At 66.5% G+C, this 16,270-nt stretch carries 11 protein-coding genes; 1 reads left to right on the forward strand and 10 read right to left on the reverse strand.

The window, feature by feature from the left end:
- Nucleotides 1-117: 117 nt before the first annotated feature.
- The 4 genes from ACV7NQ_RS46285 to ACV7NQ_RS46300 all read right to left on the reverse strand — a co-directional run bounded on the left by ACV7NQ_RS46285 (nt 118) and on the right by ACV7NQ_RS46300 (nt 9,689).
- Nucleotides 118-750, reverse strand: a complete 633-nt coding sequence (locus ACV7NQ_RS46285; protein WP_463365267.1) for a LysR family transcriptional regulator — start codon at nt 748-750, stop codon at nt 118-120.
- An 8-nt stretch (nt 751-758) separates the two neighbouring features.
- Nucleotides 759-1,661, reverse strand: coding sequence for an MBL fold metallo-hydrolase (locus tag ACV7NQ_RS46290; RefSeq protein WP_463365268.1), 903 nt, complete (start codon nt 1,659-1,661; stop codon nt 759-761).
- A gap of 49 nt (nt 1,662-1,710) precedes the next feature.
- The gene (locus ACV7NQ_RS46295) at nt 1,711-2,628 is read right to left on the reverse strand and encodes an MBL fold metallo-hydrolase (protein ID WP_463365269.1); all 918 of its coding nucleotides are present in this window, start codon (nt 2,626-2,628) and stop codon (nt 1,711-1,713) included.
- A gap of 1,307 nt (nt 2,629-3,935) precedes the next feature.
- Nucleotides 3,936-9,689, reverse strand: a complete 5,754-nt coding sequence (locus ACV7NQ_RS46300; RefSeq protein ID WP_463365270.1) for a WD40 domain-containing protein — start codon at nt 9,687-9,689, stop codon at nt 3,936-3,938.
- Nucleotides 9,690-9,745: 56 nt separating this feature from the next.
- Here ACV7NQ_RS46300 and ACV7NQ_RS46305 point away from each other — a divergent pair, with 56 nt between their 5' ends.
- Nucleotides 9,746-11,014 carry an SLC13 family permease gene (locus tag ACV7NQ_RS46305; RefSeq protein ID WP_463366066.1) on the forward strand — a complete coding sequence of 423 codons (1,269 nt, stop codon included), beginning with the start codon at nt 9,746-9,748 and terminating at the stop codon, nt 11,012-11,014.
- Between the two features lie 13 nt (nt 11,015-11,027).
- On the opposite strand, the gene ACV7NQ_RS46310 is transcribed toward ACV7NQ_RS46305, so the two are convergent.
- The 6 genes from ACV7NQ_RS46310 to efp form a co-directional block, all read right to left on the reverse strand.
- Nucleotides 11,028-12,266 carry a KasA/KasB family beta-ketoacyl-ACP synthase gene (locus tag ACV7NQ_RS46310; protein WP_463365271.1) on the reverse strand — a complete coding sequence of 413 codons (1,239 nt, stop codon included), beginning with the start codon at nt 12,264-12,266 and terminating at the stop codon, nt 11,028-11,030.
- Nucleotides 12,267-12,371: 105 nt separating this feature from the next.
- Nucleotides 12,372-13,247, reverse strand: coding sequence for an inositol monophosphatase family protein (locus ACV7NQ_RS46315; RefSeq protein WP_463365272.1), 876 nt, complete (start codon nt 13,245-13,247; stop codon nt 12,372-12,374).
- The gene (locus tag ACV7NQ_RS46320) at nt 13,229-13,918 is read right to left on the reverse strand and encodes a hypothetical protein (RefSeq protein WP_463365273.1); all 690 of its coding nucleotides are present in this window, start codon (nt 13,916-13,918) and stop codon (nt 13,229-13,231) included. Before ACV7NQ_RS46320 ends, ACV7NQ_RS46315 begins: the two co-directional genes overlap by 19 nt.
- Nucleotides 13,918-14,808, reverse strand: a complete 891-nt coding sequence (locus tag ACV7NQ_RS46325; RefSeq protein ID WP_463365274.1) for a hypothetical protein — start codon at nt 14,806-14,808, stop codon at nt 13,918-13,920. The genes ACV7NQ_RS46320 and ACV7NQ_RS46325 overlap by 1 nt, the downstream gene beginning before the upstream one ends.
- Nucleotides 14,809-15,157: 349 nt before the next feature.
- Complete coding sequence (nusB, locus tag ACV7NQ_RS46330) at nt 15,158-15,655, reverse strand: transcription antitermination factor NusB (RefSeq protein WP_463365275.1); 498 nt, start codon at nt 15,653-15,655, stop codon at nt 15,158-15,160.
- Between the two features lie 34 nt (nt 15,656-15,689).
- The gene (gene efp / locus ACV7NQ_RS46335; RefSeq protein ID WP_463365276.1) at nt 15,690-16,253 is read right to left on the reverse strand and encodes an elongation factor P; all 564 of its coding nucleotides are present in this window, start codon (nt 16,251-16,253) and stop codon (nt 15,690-15,692) included.
- Between the last annotated feature and the right edge of the window lie 17 nt (nt 16,254-16,270).

Genomic DNA, 16,270 nt, shown 5'->3' on the forward strand with positions numbered 1-16,270 from the left:
CGGCAACGGATATGCCAGGGGAGCGAGACCGATTCCGCCGTCCTCCAGCACAGCCTGCAGGCCCTCGTGAATCGTTCGCACGGTGGGGCCGTCCGGGTAATGAGCGTTGGAGAGTACCTACAAGGCAGGCCAGCGAGGATCGGTTTCGTCGGGCAGGCTGTATGACCGCTCACCGGCTAGCTCCGCTAGTCGGAGGGGTGTCCGCGCCGCCAGCGGATCGTCTTCTCGCAGAACCACTCCCACGGGCTCGGACCTCAGCGCGCGGACCTCGAGATCCGAGCAGTCGAACGGTGCGCGGGTCAGTGCAATATCGACCAGATTCGCTCGCGGACCGAGCGTCGGATCGGTGAAATCAGCCTCGTGCATGTGGATTTCGACGTTCGGGTGACGTTGCCGGAACGTCGAAGCCACGGTGATTGCGGCCCGTTCGTCGGCGTCAGCGAGCATGCCTACGGTGATAAGGCGTGTGTCAGATGCCACGGCGGCCCGCTGTCGCACCTGGTCGGCGTGTCCCAGTAGCGAACGGGCGTCGCGATACACCGAAAGGCCGGCCGGGGTGAGGTACACCCTGGCCGGTGAGCGGAGAAACAATTCGCAGCCCAGGTCGGTTTCGAGGAGCCTGATCGCCCTGCTCAACGGTGGCTGCGACATGTTGAGCCGCACCGCTGCTCGGCGGAAGTGTCGTCCTCGACAACCGTGACGAAGTAGCGCAGGAGCGCAGGTCCATCGGTGACATTCGACCCTCCTCACAAACCCTGTCAGTCACCGCTCTGTCTGTAGAAGGCCTTGGTAAGGAACCTGATCATTTGCGGTCCCTCCCAAGTACTCCACCTGGCCAGCGCCTGTTTTTCGATAGTCGCCGCAGTGTCGTCGAGTGAAAGTCCGTCGGTTTTCAGGCGCTTCGCCTCCTGCCGGACGTATTCCAGGTACGTGCGGACTTCGCGGATCTGAGCGACGTCGGTGACTTCACCATGGCCCGGCACGACGACCTCGGGTTCGAGCGCGATCAAGCGGTCGAGCGCGTCGATCCACCGGACACCGTCGAAGTCGGTATCGAATGGTGGAACATAGGGCAGAATCGCGAACATTCGTGTCTCGAACAGGTCGCCGCCGAACAGCACCCGATCGTCGATGACGATCGTTTGATCGTCTGCGGTGTGCGCGGGACCCCATCCTTCGAACACCGCCTGGACCCCGCCAAGATCAAGCGTGAGACGACCGTCGTAAACAACGTCGGGCTCGACCAGTTCAAGGCCTTCGAACTCCCTATCGACGGCCTCGCCCATGCCGAGGTTTCGGAACGCGTCGGCGTACGCGGAAGCATTCCGACGGAGTCGATTGCGTTGCGCCTCACTGTAGATGATCGTCGCCGCGCCCTTGAACGCCTGCGCGCCGAATCCGTGGCCGGGATCCATCTGTGTAATCGCCAGGTAGACAGGGCGTTCCCCGGCTAGGCGCCGTGCCTGGCCGAGCACGTAGTTGCCGTTGCGCGGGCCCACACCGGTATCGATCACCAGCGCGGCGCTCTCGCCGACGACGATCCCGACGTTGGGAACCAGCGAGACGCGACGGTCCGGGATGACGAAGACACCCTTCGACACCTCGAGCGGTTCACCGGAAACTTTTGGTGCGGCGTGTTCGGACCGCTTCAACTCGGTCATGGCTGCGCCTCCTTTCCGAGCCTCGCACGAGGCGTCGACGAGTGGATCATTAGTCGTGCGGGTATTCAGAGTGGTCGTGCGGGTGCTCGGCGCAGAGGCATTTGACTCCGGTGGCGAGCCACTCCTTGCCCTCCCAGTCGGGATAGCGCCCGATCATCAGGGCGCTTACCTCTTCGATGATGGTTTCCTCGCTCATCGCCGAATCCCGGCGGACCCAGGTCTCGTCGCGGAGCAAGCGCAGATAGTCATGCACATCCGACAGTCGCTCCGGCCCGCCGAGGTGGCCGTGGCCGGGCACGACGATCGGCGGATTCTCCGCGACCAGGCGTTCCATCACTGCGATCCAGCCGATGCCGGTCACGTCGACGTCGTAGGGCGGGAACCACGGGAAGATCGAGAAGTACGCGGCCTCGACCAGATCGCCGGCGAACATGACCCCGGAATCGGGGACTTTCACCACCTGGTCGCCCTTGGAATGCGCCTGGCCGGTCGCGCGCAGCTGGACCACGCGTCCACCCAGGTCCAGATCATAGGTGGTGTCATAGACGGTGTCGGGTTCGACGAGCTCGACACCCTCCAACTGCCGCGCAACGGGTTCGCCGAGCTGCTTGAACATCTCGATGTAGCCGGGGCCCTTGGTCGCGAGGTCCTGCGCCTGTGCCTTGTTCATGAGGTACTCGGCCTCCTTGGCGAACACCTGCGCGCCGAAGGCGTGCTCCGGATGGAAATGCGTCGAGGTCAGATACAGTCGGCGCCCCTTGCCATATTCGGACGCGAACGCGAGAACCTTCTCGGCGTTCTTCGGGCCGATTCCCGTGTCGACGACGAGCACAGCTTCGGAGCCACCGATGATGCCGATATTCGGCACCATGGGGATCTGCCTGTCCTGAATCACGACCAGGTCGCGGGCTACGTCCACAGCGTCCGAGACGTCGACGATGGGATCCGGATACGGGTATTCAGGCATGACGTGAATTCCTTTGTGTCACAAGCACTGTCGCGGACAGTCCGCGAGAGTTCGGTCTCTTCCAGTTCATCGCAGGAAATCGGGTGTGTCCAAGACCTGTTCCGATCGACCGATACCCGGTGAGTATCGGTCGGGAACACCGTGCTCTGAGCTCGCCCGCGCAACGTTCAGCGCTGCGTGATGTGAGATACCGGTGCGGGGACAGCAAAGGGGTGTACGCGACAAGCGTCCCCACACCGGCACTTTTCGGGGGCCGGGGCCGCAACCCCCGAGACTATGGTTCGGCACGTCACATGACGACGTGCGGGTCAAACACCCGAAAGACCGCCGACGAGGACGCTATAGCAGGTGGTCGCGATCATGCGGTCAATCTCCGGCGGCGAGCTGCACCATATAACCACTGATTTCATTCAGTGGACCGCAGACCCGCGTTCGTGGCGGGTTCGTCTGCTGCGCTGACTCAGCTGCCGGTCGGTCCGGCGGTTCGCTGCACTGCGCGCGCAGTGCAGCGACGACGGCGGGTATCAGGGCGGCTGGCTGGAACGAACCGGTGGGCGCGAGCACGGCGACCACCTCCTGCCGCAGACCGAACACCGGTGCCGCGACCGAAGGACATCGGTTTGGGGCTCTGCAAGGACACGGTCGCAACTCCCTCATGTCGCACTTGTGCAAGAATCTTGCGAGGCGACGGGGGTGTGCAATCTGAGCAGTCCGCGCTCGACGAGACGCAATGCCAGGATGCTGGTGAACGGTTTTGCGGAGGACATTGAGGCATTCCGACCAGCAGCTTGTCGACTATCGCCTTGACCTCGCGCGAGAAGAGAGTGCTGCGAATCATGGCAGCGGCGCAAGGCTTCCCGTTGGCGCGGTGTGCACGGCGAGTTCGCGAGCTCGGCGGAGGATCCGAGGTCATGAGAACAGCGGGATAACATTGGGCGGTGAAGAAGACGCCGACGACGACGCGGCGGAGGTACACGCCCTTCACCTGCCGCGCCGCGGTGTCAGCCGACCTTCGGTCCAGTCATGCAGCGCGGCAAGCCGACACCCCGGTTACTGCCGCAACCTATCTGGACGATGCACTAGCACTACCCTGCGACCGCCACTTCCTCGCCTCACATTCCGACCGCTACCACGCACAGAATGCGAATCTGGCTCGCCTACAATCAATTAAGAAGCGTTGCATGCCTTGGGGTGACGGTGGCCGGGAGGGCGCGGCGGCGTTGTAGCTTGGCGAGTTCGTCGGTGGTGACGGTGCCCGAAGTCAGTGGGGCGGCCTCTATCTCTGACCATGCTCACAAGTGCCGGGGTCAGAAGGGGGCGTCGACAGCCAGTTGCCGGACCTCCGGGAGATACGGATCCAACTCACCGGACTCGAATCGGGACATGCCGATGACATGCCAGAACTGGCCGCCGGTGTTCCCTTCGAATTTGTAGCGGCCGTCGGGGGCGAGGGCGGCCCAGCCTTCCGGGAGGCCGAGAAGGATCGCGCGGATCTCCGGTGCGGCGCGCGGGTCGCCCTCCTCCGGACGGGACCACAGGATGATGTTGCCGTCGTCGCCGCCACTGGCGAGCAGGCGGCCGGTGGGGTCGAAAGTCAGTGACCAGACGCGCCGTTTATGGCCCTCCAGAGTGTGCAGGTGCCGCCCGGATGCCATGTCCCACAGGCGAACTACGAGGTCGTCGCCAGCGGTGGCCAGGATTCCGGTGTGCGGTTCGATCGCGGCGGTCCACAGTCGGCCGCTATGTCTGGTCAGCTCGTGCAGGCTTGCGCCGGACTCGGTATCCCAGATCCGGACGGCGGTGTCCCACGAGACGCTGGCCAGCTTGTCGCCATGAAAGACCACCGCGTAGACGCGATCCCGGTGGCCGCGCAATTCGCGCAGGAAGCGGCCGCTCTGCACGTCCCACAGGCGCACGGCGGAATCGTCGCAGCCGGTGGCCATCGTGGCGCCGTCGGCGCTGAAGGCGATGGATCGCACCCGGCCGCGGTGTTCACCGCAGACGGCATGTACGGCGCCGGTGGTGCGCGTCCACACGATGACGGTGTCGTCGTCGTTCGCAGTGGCCACGAAGCCACCGGTGGGGTCGAAAGCGATCGCCCAGATCGGGGCGGACTCGACGTTGATGTGCCGCTCGTAGAGGTTGGTGTCGAGGTTGAACAGGCTCAGCCTGCCGTCGTTGCCGACCGTGCCGAGCTGATTCGGCTGTGCCGCGCTGAACACGGCCGATTCGAAGGTGAGCAGGCGGTCCTCGCTGCCGATCAGCCGCCGGACCAGCCGCCCGGTCACCGGATCCCACAGCCGCACCACGCCGTCGTTGCCGCAGCCCGCCAACAGCGTGCCGTCCGCATTGAAGGTCACCGTCCGCACCTGACGTCCGTGCCCGGTGACCGTGTACTTGCACACGCCGGTGCCGGGATCCCAGAGCCGCGTGGTGAATTGGTCGTCGGTCACGGCGAGTTGGCCGCCGTCCGGGCGGAAGGCGAACGGCCAGATCGACCCGGTATGCGCGGTGAGCCGATGCCGCAGTTCCGCGGTGGCGGTGTCGTGCAGGCAGATCAGTCCAGCACTGTCCCCCGAGGCCAGCACATCACCGGCGGGATCGAAGGCGAGCCAGTAGATGGCGGCGGCGTGTTCGGCGGGTGCGTGGCGCAACGTGCCGGTCTCGACATCCCAGAGGCACAGTCCCCCATCGGTATCCCCGCTCGCGAGGATGGGCCGCGTGGGATGGAAGGCCACCGTGTACACCCGCCCGGTGTGTCCGGCCAGTTCCCGCACCTTCCGGCAGGTCACCGGATCCCACAGCGCCAGGCCGCCATCGACACCGCCGACCGCGAGCAACTCACCCGATGGACTGAAGGCGACCCGGAACACCGATCCATCCGTGCCGACGAATTCGCCGCTCTGCCTACCGGTTTCGACATCCCACAGCCGCACCACACCACCTCGATAGGAAGCGGCAACAGACCTGCCGTGAAAAGCCAAGCTGTAGATCAGTTCTCGGCCGCCGTCGCCTGGACGGCCTTCGTGGCGCAGATCGCCGCCCGGCAGCGACCACAGCCGCAGCACACCTTCAGAGTCACCGGTGGCCAGCAGATCACCGGCGGCACTGAGCACCACCGGCCACGGCCAGTTGTTGTGCCCCTGCAGGATTCGGCGCAGTTGACCGGTGGCGGCGTCCCAGATGCCGACCGTGCCGTCACCGGATCCCGTGACCAGCACGGTGTCGGTGAAAGCCACCGCGAAGGTGCGCGCCCGGTGGGTCTGCAACGTCCTTAGCGGACGTCCGGTCTCGGTGTCGCAGATCAGCACGCCGCCGTCGTCGCTGCCGATGGCAAGGGTGCCGCCATCGGGTTTGTACGCGACCGGTTGCGGGAGTCGGCCGTGGCTGGCGTGGAAGCCGTGGCGGACTCCGATTGCGGCAGGGGCGAATTCGGTCTGCGCGGGTGTGCCGGGCACCCAGGCCGCGCCGCGCAGATCGGTACCCGACGATGTGCCGGTGACGTCGATCAACGCCGCGCGGGTCCAGATGCTGCCAGTGGCTCGGGAGCCGGTCACGTCGGTGTGGACCAGCCGCGCCCGGGTGAAGTCGGCGTCGCGTAGATCGGCGCCGACCAGACTGGCCTCGTCCAGCCGCGCGCCGACCAGCCGCGCGCCCTGCAGGACGGCGCGGTCGAGGTTGGCTCCGACCAGGCGGGCGCCGGTCAGATCCGCGCCGGTGAGATCGACCTCCTGTAGATCGCGATAGGACAGATCCTCACCGGCCAAACTGGCGCCACGCAGGTCCGCTGTCGGTGCGGTCCGCAACCGGGTGGTCACCCGGATCGCATTGGTCCGCGACGCGTCATCGGCCGCCGGGTCGGCGAGCACACCTTCGGCCCAGGCCCGCAGTGGCGGTATATCGGCCAGGTTGCACAGAAAGTCGATCGACAACTGCGAGAGCTGCGCCTGGGAAAGCTGCGCGGGCGCGGCGGTCCCGGCGCCGAATTGTTCGGCAATGTGATTGGCCACCAGCCATTCGGTCACCGAAGCATGGATGAAGCCGAACAGGTTTTCCTCGGTGCGCACCAGCAGGCTGCCCGAACCGATGGCGTGCGCCGACTGCTGCACCGACATCCGGTTCGATCCGGTCATTTCGACCAAACCCTGTGCGACATCGGTTAATTCGGCCTGCCGCAGATACGGTTCCCCGGTTTCCCAAATCCGCAGCGCGAAAGCGGTGACCGCCAGCCACAATTCGTGCAGCCGCAGGCCGGGCAGCGCGCCCGCGACATCCGCGGTGCGGTCGGCCTCATAGGACAGCCAGGACTCCAGGATCTCCCGATACAACCCGGCGGGCCCGACCGCCTGCTGTGCACCCGCCGCGGCCCGCAACCGCTGCTCGTCCAGATCGGCGATGAAGCCGAGCATTCGCGGATTCTGGGCCAAACCGAGCAAGTCCTCGATGCCGGTGATCAACCGCATCCTGGCGTCGGCGCGGCGCACATCGCCGCCGTAACGGTTGGCAAGGAAGGCGTGGATCTGCGCGGGGGCGAACTCCTCGATGCTGACAATGCGCCGATCCTCCAGCAGACCGACCCGTTCGCCGAGCGCGGTCAGCACCTGGGCGCGGGAGGCGAAGTGCTGGGTGCGGCTGGCCACGATGATCTTTGCCTTGCCCACGGCGGCCTGCAGCAGGGTCTCCAGGTGATCGGCGGCGAAGTCGTAGCTGATCCGGGTGACCAGTTCGTCGAAGCCGTCGAACAACAGCACCACGCGCCCCTCACGGAGCATGTAGCGCAACGCTTTCAGATCGATGCGGTCCTCGCCGTGGTTGGCCAGATGCGCCGCGACCAGGCCGTCCACCGAATGCGTTTTGTCCAGTGCGCGCAGTTCAATGAGGATCGGGATGAGCGCGGGCATGTTTTCGGTGATGCGGCGGGCAAGTTCGCGCAGTGCGAAGGTTTTGCCGCGTCCGAAATCGCCTAGGATGAGCACGAATCGGCCGTGGTCGGCGCCGACCACCCGCAGCAGTTCGCCGACGAGATCGTCGCGGACCAGCTGATCGCCGTGTTCGAGCACGCGGAAGCGTTGCGGCACATACAGATCCGGCGGATAGCGGCGGTCGGTGCGCAGGCGGGCGGCCTGCTGGGCGAGGTAGTCGTCCAGATCCAGGAGGCCCTGGAATTCGGTGAAGCTGCGCACCCGCAGGCCGTGGCTGGCGGCTTCCTCGCGCACCGAGCGGGGTGGCGGCGCGCCCCGGTAGACGAGTTCGGATCCGTATTCCGGGTCGTAGCCGAGGAAGTCCTCCACCACCTGCCTGGTCATATCGCCGACGTGCACCCCGATGCGCCAGACGGCGATCACCTCGTCGTATTCACGGGTGATCAGCAGGTGCGGCGGATCCGCCTCGACGCGGCGGATTTTCGCACCGGTATAACGGGTTTCGCAGACCTCGGCGACCCGGTCCAGCAGCCGCCCGTGCGGGTCGACTATCGCGGCGGTGTCGGTGGCGGGTTCGGGGATGTCGGTGTCGTCGTCCGGGGCGGTAAGTTCGGGGCGGGTGCCGGATGGCAATGCAGCCGCGGCCTTGGGCCAGATGTGTTCCAGGCGCGCACCGGGCTGGCCGGGGTCGGCATCGCGACTGCTGAACCGGGACAGTCCCGCGGTGGTGAGGTGGATGATTTCGTCGTGGCCGGGCGCCGCCGCGGGTAGCACCGGCAACGTGCCGCCCAACCGATCCAGGTGCGGGCCACCCGGCCCAGGCCCGTGCAGCAGCACATTCAACCGACCGCCGAGCAACCGGGCCAGGGTGTCTGCGTCGCGCAGCAGGGCCGGATCGTGCGTGGTTGCGCCGGGGCCGGGGAGCGGATCGTGACGCAGGACGCCAAGGCGCAGCCAACCGTTCTCCTCGAACGGCCGCAGCCGCTCTGCGAACCAGGCGGCCTGCGGTTCGCCGATCCTGCCGTAGTCGTCCTCCGGGAGATGGGTGGCGGCCATGGTCGAGTTCAATCCGGCGACCACGACTCGCAATTCCGGAATCGGGAACAGCGTCCACGGCTGACCGACATCGAAGACGAGCTGGTCCAGGCCCTGATACAGCTCGGCGAACATCCGAGCGTACTGCTCCAGCTTCGGGAAGTACGGTGGCTGCGGTCGCCGGTCGCGCGCCTCACAACCGAGGAAGTAGGCGTGGCAGGCCGCTTTCGAGACATCGTGGTTGCCGGGGACGACGATCAACCGATCCGGTTCGACGCCGAGCAGCACCCGCAGACCGCTCAGGAACGACAACGCCTCGTCGACCTCGCGGGGGCGACCGGATTCGGTCATATCGCCGGACACCACGATCAGGTCCGGTTTCTGCACGCCCTGACCGACGAGGTGGGTGACGTTCGCCCAGATGCGGGCTTGTAGGTCGCGCGCGGTGCTCGGCTCGTCCGGCCCGAGCAGGCCGCGACCGAACCGCGGACCGGCCACATGCAGCACGGACACGCCGGTGCGGTGTTCATCACGCTGTACGGCACCGGGAAAGGCCGGGGGCGTCACGGGCGCGCGGCGGCTCAGCACCGATTCGACCGCGCCGGCGGGTTCTTCGTCGGCAAAGCGGTCCGGCAGCGCGGCCGCTCGGCTGCCGTCGTGCGGGAAGCCGGGCTCGTGATGCGGTTTCGCCCGGCCCGCCAGCAGGTGCCCGACCCGCTCCAGCAGGATCCGGCGTGCGTCCTCGGCGGTCGGCACCTGCACCAGGTCGAGATAGGTGATGGTGGCCAGCAGGCCCTCCAGCGCGCATTCGGCGATCCGGATCGGCAGCAATTTGCCGGGATCCGTGCGAAACGCCGCCTGCCACTCCATGGTTCCGTAGTAGGAGCCGAGGTAGTTCTCCGACAGCACGACAAGCACGACCGTCGACTCGCGCACCCCTCGATCCATGAAGTCGATGAAATTGGTGCCCGGCACGAAGTCCCAGGCCTGGATCAGGGTGCGATATCCCGCGGTCTCCAATTGCCATGCCAGCCAGGTGGCCCATCGCTCGTCGGCCGGGGAGTAACTGATGAAAAAGTCGCGCGGCCGCCCACCCTGAATCACGCCACCCAGTATGGCCCAGACCAATAGACAAGGCACTCAGTTGAATTGCTGCGATGATGGCTGGTGTGCCCGAACAGGTCGATTCCTCCGCGCGGAACCCTCGGTCGAGTGCCATGACGCCGCAGCCGCAGCCCAGATGGCGTTTGAGCACCCTGGACTGGGTGCGGATCGGGCTGTTGCTGGCCGGACTGCTGTGCGTGCTGACCGGTTTGCTGCCCAGAAATGAGGCCGCCGACAACATGCGTCGGATCGGTCCGCTGCTGCTGTTTCTGGGCAGCGTCATCGTGCTGGCCGAGCTCACCCGTCAGGCCAAGGTCTTCGACGTGATCGCTCATCGGATCGCGATCCTGGGGCGCGGCTACTATCCGGCGCTGTTCGGGCTGTGTGTGCTGTTCGCGTCGTCCACCACCATTCTGCTCAACCTCGACACGACGGCGGTTCTGCTCACCCCGGTCATGCTCGCACTGGCCGTGCCTGCCCGCATTCCCCCGCTGCCGCTGGCCATGACCACGCTGTGGCTGGCCAATACCGCGAGCCTGCTGCTGCCGGTCTCCAATCTCACCAACCTGCTCGCGGCCAACCGGGTTGCGTTGGACGCCACCGACTTTGCGGCGCGCATGTGGGCGCCACAGCTGGTGTCGATCGCGGCGACCATGGTCTGTCTGTGGATCTGGTATTGGCGGCGCGGCCGACGTGATGCCGACCGGTATGTGCCGCCGGAGCCGGTTCGTCCGGAGAATGCAAAGCAGCGCGCGCTGCTCTACACGACGGCGGGCGCCTGTCTGCTGTTCATCGTGGCCATTCCGGTCGTCGGTGATCGCATCGGCATCGCCGCCACGCTCGCCGCCGCCATCGCGGTGGCGGCCTTCGCGATCTTCGATCGCTCGTCGCTGCGGTTGTCGCTGATCCCCTGGCAGCTCCTGGTTTTCGTGGTCGGGTTGTTCCTGGTGGTGCCCACGCTGAGCCGGCTGGGCCTGTCCGACGTGATGCACTGGCTGATCAGCGACGATTCCGGCGCGGTCGGCGCTTATCGCGCAGCCGGGGCCGGAGCGGCGCTGTCCAACGCGGCCAACAACCTGCCCGCCTACACCGCCGGCGAGGCCGCGGTGCCGGACGGCAACCGAAATCAGTTGCTGGCCTTGCTGATCGGCACGAACGTCGGCCCGATCATCACACCGTGGGCGTCCCTGGCCACGCTGCTGTGCCTGGAGTTCTGTCGGACGCACGGGGTTCGTGTCCCGATGCGGCGCTTCGTCCTGACCGGTCTCGGTCTCGCGGTCGTCGCGACGACAGGGGCTGTCGCGGCCCTACTGATCACCAGCTAGCTCGCCGTCGGGGTTATGCCTGCCCGAACGCGAGTGCGACATTGTGCCCGCCGAAGCCGAAAGAGTTGTTGAGCGCGTAGGCGATTCGACCTCGTCGCGGTTCGCCCGCGACAATGTCGAGATCAATCGCGGGGTCCTGGTTGTCCAGATTCAGGGTGGGCGGGACGACGCCGTCGCGGATGCTGAGGACCGTGAGGATGGACTCGAGCGCGCCCACCGCACCGATCGAATGGCCGAGCGCCGACTTGGGCGCGTAGACCGACGGATGGTTACCGACCGCCTGGTTGATTGCCCGCGTTTCGGCGAGGTCACCCACCGACGTAGCCGTGGCGTGCGCGTTGACGTGGGTGATGTCGGTCTTCGACAGCCCCGCTGTCTGCAACGCACGCCGCATCGCGCGCGCGGCGCCGGTCCCTTCGGGATCGGGTGCGACCATGTGGAATCCGTCGGAGGTGATACCCGCACCCAGCAGGCGCGCGTGGATGGTCGCGCCGCGCGCCTTGGCGTGCTCCTCGGTCTCGACGACCATCAACGCACCGGCCTCACCCAGTACGAAGCCGTCACGGTCCCGGTCGAAGGGTCGTGAGGCATGCTTCGGGTCGTCGTTGCGGGTGCTCATCGCACGCATCATGCTGAACCCCGCGATCACGATCGGGTCGATGAATCCTTCGACACCACCGGTGACGACGATGTCCGCATCACCCATGACGATCATCTGCCACGCTCTCGCGATCGCTTCGGACCCAGACGCGCAGGCCGAGACCGGCGTGACCACGCCCGCGCGCGCATGCAACTCGAGCCCGACCACTGCGGACGGCCCGTTGGGCATGACCATCTGGACCGCCAGCGCTGACACCTTCCGATAGCCGCCCGCTCGCAGTTTGTCGTTCTCCGCGATCATGGCGTCGGCGCCACCCTGGCCGGTGGCGATAGCGACGGCGAGGCGGTCCCTGTCGACCTCGGGACTACCCGCATTCCGCCACACCTCGCGGCCGAGCACGGTCGCCAGCCGCTCCACATACGCCATCCTGCGGATTTCGATCCTGCTGAGCAGCGTGTCCGGTCGTACCCGCAGCCGCCCACCGATCTTCACCGGCAGGTCGTATTCGTCGTCATCGAGATGTCCGATGCCGCTCTTGCCCGCGAGCAGCCCGGCCCAGGTGGCGTCCACGTCGGCCGCGATCGCGGTGGTTGCCGCGAGGCTCGTCACCACGACGTTGGGCAGGTTCGCCGTTTCGAAATAGTTCGCCATGATCTCCGGTTCAGCCTTGACGCCGAAGGTCAGTCTAGGGACCGAACGCTGCGCTCGAGCCGGGATCGGACGATCGCCGCGGCAAGTAGGGACTGGACGAGGCCGTTAGGTGGGTAGGCCGGTGACCGTCACCTCGTCGGCCGATTTCACCAGTAGCGTGAGATCGGACATCATGTCGGGGGCGCCTGCGATGAAGTCGACCTCGCCGCCGGTCGGGTCGAGGCGATCGTCGAGGGGCGCGCCGTCGAAGTCGGTGACGTGGATGCCGGATTCGCGGGCGATCAGGCTGCCCGCGGGGAGGTCTACCAGGCCGGCTCGGTAGCCGACGAACCCGTCGATGTCGCCCCTGCTGAGCATGATCCAGCACAGCAGGGGCGACCACAGCTGGATCAGGCGGCGCGAACCCGATTCCAGGGCCAGGCGCAGGGCGCGGGCGGTGGGGTCGGCGCGGCCGACGGGATAGCCCTGGAGCCACGCGAGCGTCGGCGCGGCCGCGGCGACCCGGCCGGCCGGGTGCCACAGTGGGCCGTCGGGGCCGGTGGCGCCGGTGCCACGGGTAGCCGACCAGGTTCGGTCGGCGAGCGGTTCGTGCACCACGCCGAGGACGGGGATCCCGTGGTGGCACAACGCGATTCCGATGGTGCAGACCGGGAGGCCGATGGCGATGTTGTTGGTGCCGTCGAGTGGGTCGACGATCCAGCACCAGGAGTCGTCGACGCTGTCGAGCAGGCCGGACTCCTCGGCGAGGATGCGGTGCTCGGGGAAGGCCCGGCGGATGTGGCCGATGATGATCTGTTCCGCACGGAGATCGAGGTCGGTGACCAGATCGCCGCTGGCGTCCTTGGCGCGGACGGTGAGCGCACCGGCCAGGCCGGTGCGGATCACCCGACCGGCCTCGGTCGCGGCGGCGGTCGCCACGTCGAGCGCGGCGGCTACGGTGGTGTCCGCTGGCACCAGGTTCATTACGTCGCCTGCTCGCATCGGTTCTCCAGTTGTTCCGGCAGGGCGTTGTCCTGCAGATGGTCCAGCACGGTCAGCGCGGCGCGGCGGGTTTCGGTCGCGGTGCACAGGATTCGGCGCACCCAATGGTCATCGGTGGCGCGGGTGCCCAGCGACAGGTCGGGCGTACCGTGGCGGTCCTCGCCCAGCACCACCGTCGCCGCTTCGCCGCGCACGTTCGAGACGTGGAACATGCCGTGCGGCAACGTGTAGACCTCGCCGGTGCGGAATCTTTCGCTGGAGCGGGTCCGATACGTGACCAGGCGCGCGGTCGCACGAACCAGATCACCGTCCGCGGCACTGTGGATTTCGAACAGGCGATGTGTCGGACGTGCTGGCGCGCTGTCGATTTCGAGGATGTCGTTGCCCACCGTGCCGTACAGCACGACGCTCAGTAGATCCCAGCTGTGCGCATGCATCGGTGAGGTGGTTGGGTGGAGGCGTATGCCGTCGGTCCAGACATGCACGCAGATGCCGAGACCGCCGCCGCCGCGCCAGACCGGAAAACACAAGAACCCCAACGGATGTCGGACCGCGACGAGCTCGCTTCGGCCGTCTCGCACGTCGGCGAGCACCGCGCGGGTCCAGCGGCGCACTGCGGTTCCCGCCGGGTCGGAGTCGATCAGCGTGCGTAGACGGGCGTACTCGGTCATCAGTACGGGTTCCTCGGTTGCAGCGCGCGGCGCACGATATCGGCGACGTCGCGGTCGGTATAGGCAGTAGGCAGCGTCAACCCGAGCAGGTCGAACAGACTGCGGGCCTGGTCGACGGACGGCTCGTCGGAGAGGGCGAGCTCCTCGCTGCGGCTCAACGGGACCTGGCGGGCCTGCTTGAAACTGGCCACCAGTTCTCGGTTGAAGTCCCGGTAGTAAGGCTTGTCCCGCTCGAACATCATGGCCGGAGTGTTCGGATTGTCCTGGGTGACAATGACGCAACTCGACGACAGGTCCCAGCGGAAGGTGGTCATCACCGCCGAGAGCCCCACGTCGATGGTCAAAAAGGTGAACCGCTGCCGGTACCAGCAGGCCGCCAGTACCGTCGCGAACGATTCCTTGCGGGTGCGTTCGGTGGTCCAGAGTTCCCCAGTGCGGTCGGCTTCCGGCACCAGAGAGGAACGGAACTGCGCGTAGGTCTTGCACAGCTGCTCGTTCGTCGGATCGAGGACCTCCACCTGGATCCGCAGCGGCCGTTGCTCGCGCCGCGCGTTCTCCACGCACTCGCGCAGGGTGACCGCCCGCAGATAGGTTCCGGTGCCGCCCTTGAAGATCCACTGTTCGGTGCCGCGCCGGGCCAGCGTATGCGCGTGCCCGATCTCCGGACCGTAGAGCAACTGCACCGACGTCGCGTCGCGCACCGCCTTCGACGACAGATGCCGATCCCGCAGCAGTGTGATGGCCACCAGGCCGAGCACGAGCAAGATGGCCGCGTTGACCTGGTCGGTTCCGATGACGTCGAGGAACTGCAGCAGACCGACGGTGACCGCGAGCAGCACCGCGAAAGACCCGTCGACATTGTTGCGGAACCAGATCAGAAGTCGTCCCATACTCTCCCCTGCGTTTCTCCCAGGATAGGGGCATCCCAGTAGGTGCAGCGAGAGAAAAGAGAAGTTTTGCGCGGCAACAGACCTGGCGATCGAACCGCTCGGTCCCGGACGAGACCGATGCGGTCAGGTGGCCCAGGGTGCGCACCCAGCACCGCACTACCGAGCAAATAGTGCATCAGAATCCAGCCAAGAGCTTCTGCCTGCACAAGGTCGGCGAGTGACGTACATCGGTTCGGTAGATCCCCGAAACAGCAACAGCCGCACACCTTTTCAGGTGTGCGGCTGTTGCGGGTCTGCAGGTCAGGCGGAGACCGAGCGCATGGCCATGACCAGGTACTTGTTCACCATGTCAGGACTCGGGCTCCGGGCGCGGAGCCAGCGTTGCCGCCGCGGCGGCGCGCACCTGCGGGGCGACGAGCACGACCTGGCCGAGCACGCCGTTCACGAACGACGGCGAGTCGTCGGTGGACAGCTCCTTGGCCAGCTCCACTGCCTCGTCGACCGCGACCACCGGCGGAACATCGTTGGCGTGGAACAACTCCCACACCGCGATTCGCAGGATCGCCCGGTCGACGGCCGGCAGCCGGGACAGCTCCCAGTCCTTCAAGTAGGACTCGATGGTGCCGTCCACCCGGTCGAGGTCGTCGGCGACGCCCTCGACCAAGGTCTTGGTGTAGGCGTGCACCGGGGCGACGGCTTGGTCCTGGGTGGCCAATTCGACTCGCTCGGAGACGAGGTCGGCTGCGTCGACGTCGCGGGCCTCCGCCTCGAAGAGCAGATCGACCGCTCGGCGCCGGGCCTTGTGCCGGGCGCCGAGCTTCTTGTATGTGAGCTTCTGTTCGGCCACGGTCACATTATCCCTGCCGCGCCGAAACGGGTGATCAGGAGTTCACCCGGCCGAGGTAACTGCCGTCGCGCGAGTCGATGCGCAGCTTGTCACCGCTGTTGATGAACAGCGGGACCTGCACCTCGGCGCCGGTCTCCAGGGTGGCGGGCTTCGTGCCGCCGGTGGAGCGGTCGCCCTGCAGACCGATGTCGGTGTGCTTCACCTCGAGCTCGACCGTGACCGGGAGCTCGACGTAGAGCGGGGCGCCCTCGTTCGTAGCGACCTGCACGGTCATATTCTCCAGCAGGAAGCGTGCGCCGGGGCCGATGGTTTCTTCCGAGATGGAGATCTGATCGAAGGTGTCGCCGTCCATGAAGACGTAGTCCGAGCCGTCGTGGTACAGGTAGGTCATGTCGCGGCGGTCGACGGTGGCGGTCTCCACCTTGACGCCCGCGTTAAACGTCTTGTCGACAACCTTGCCGGACAGCACGTTCTTCAGCTTGGTCCGCACGAATGCGGGGCCCTTACCCGGCTTGACGTGCTGGAATTCGATGATCTGCTGGAGCTGACCGTCGATCTTCAGCACAAGGCCGTTCTTGAAGTCGCTGGTGTCCGCCACTGTCCTCGGATCTCCTA

Source organism: Nocardia sp. Tas62D01 (genome assembly GCF_055232035.1).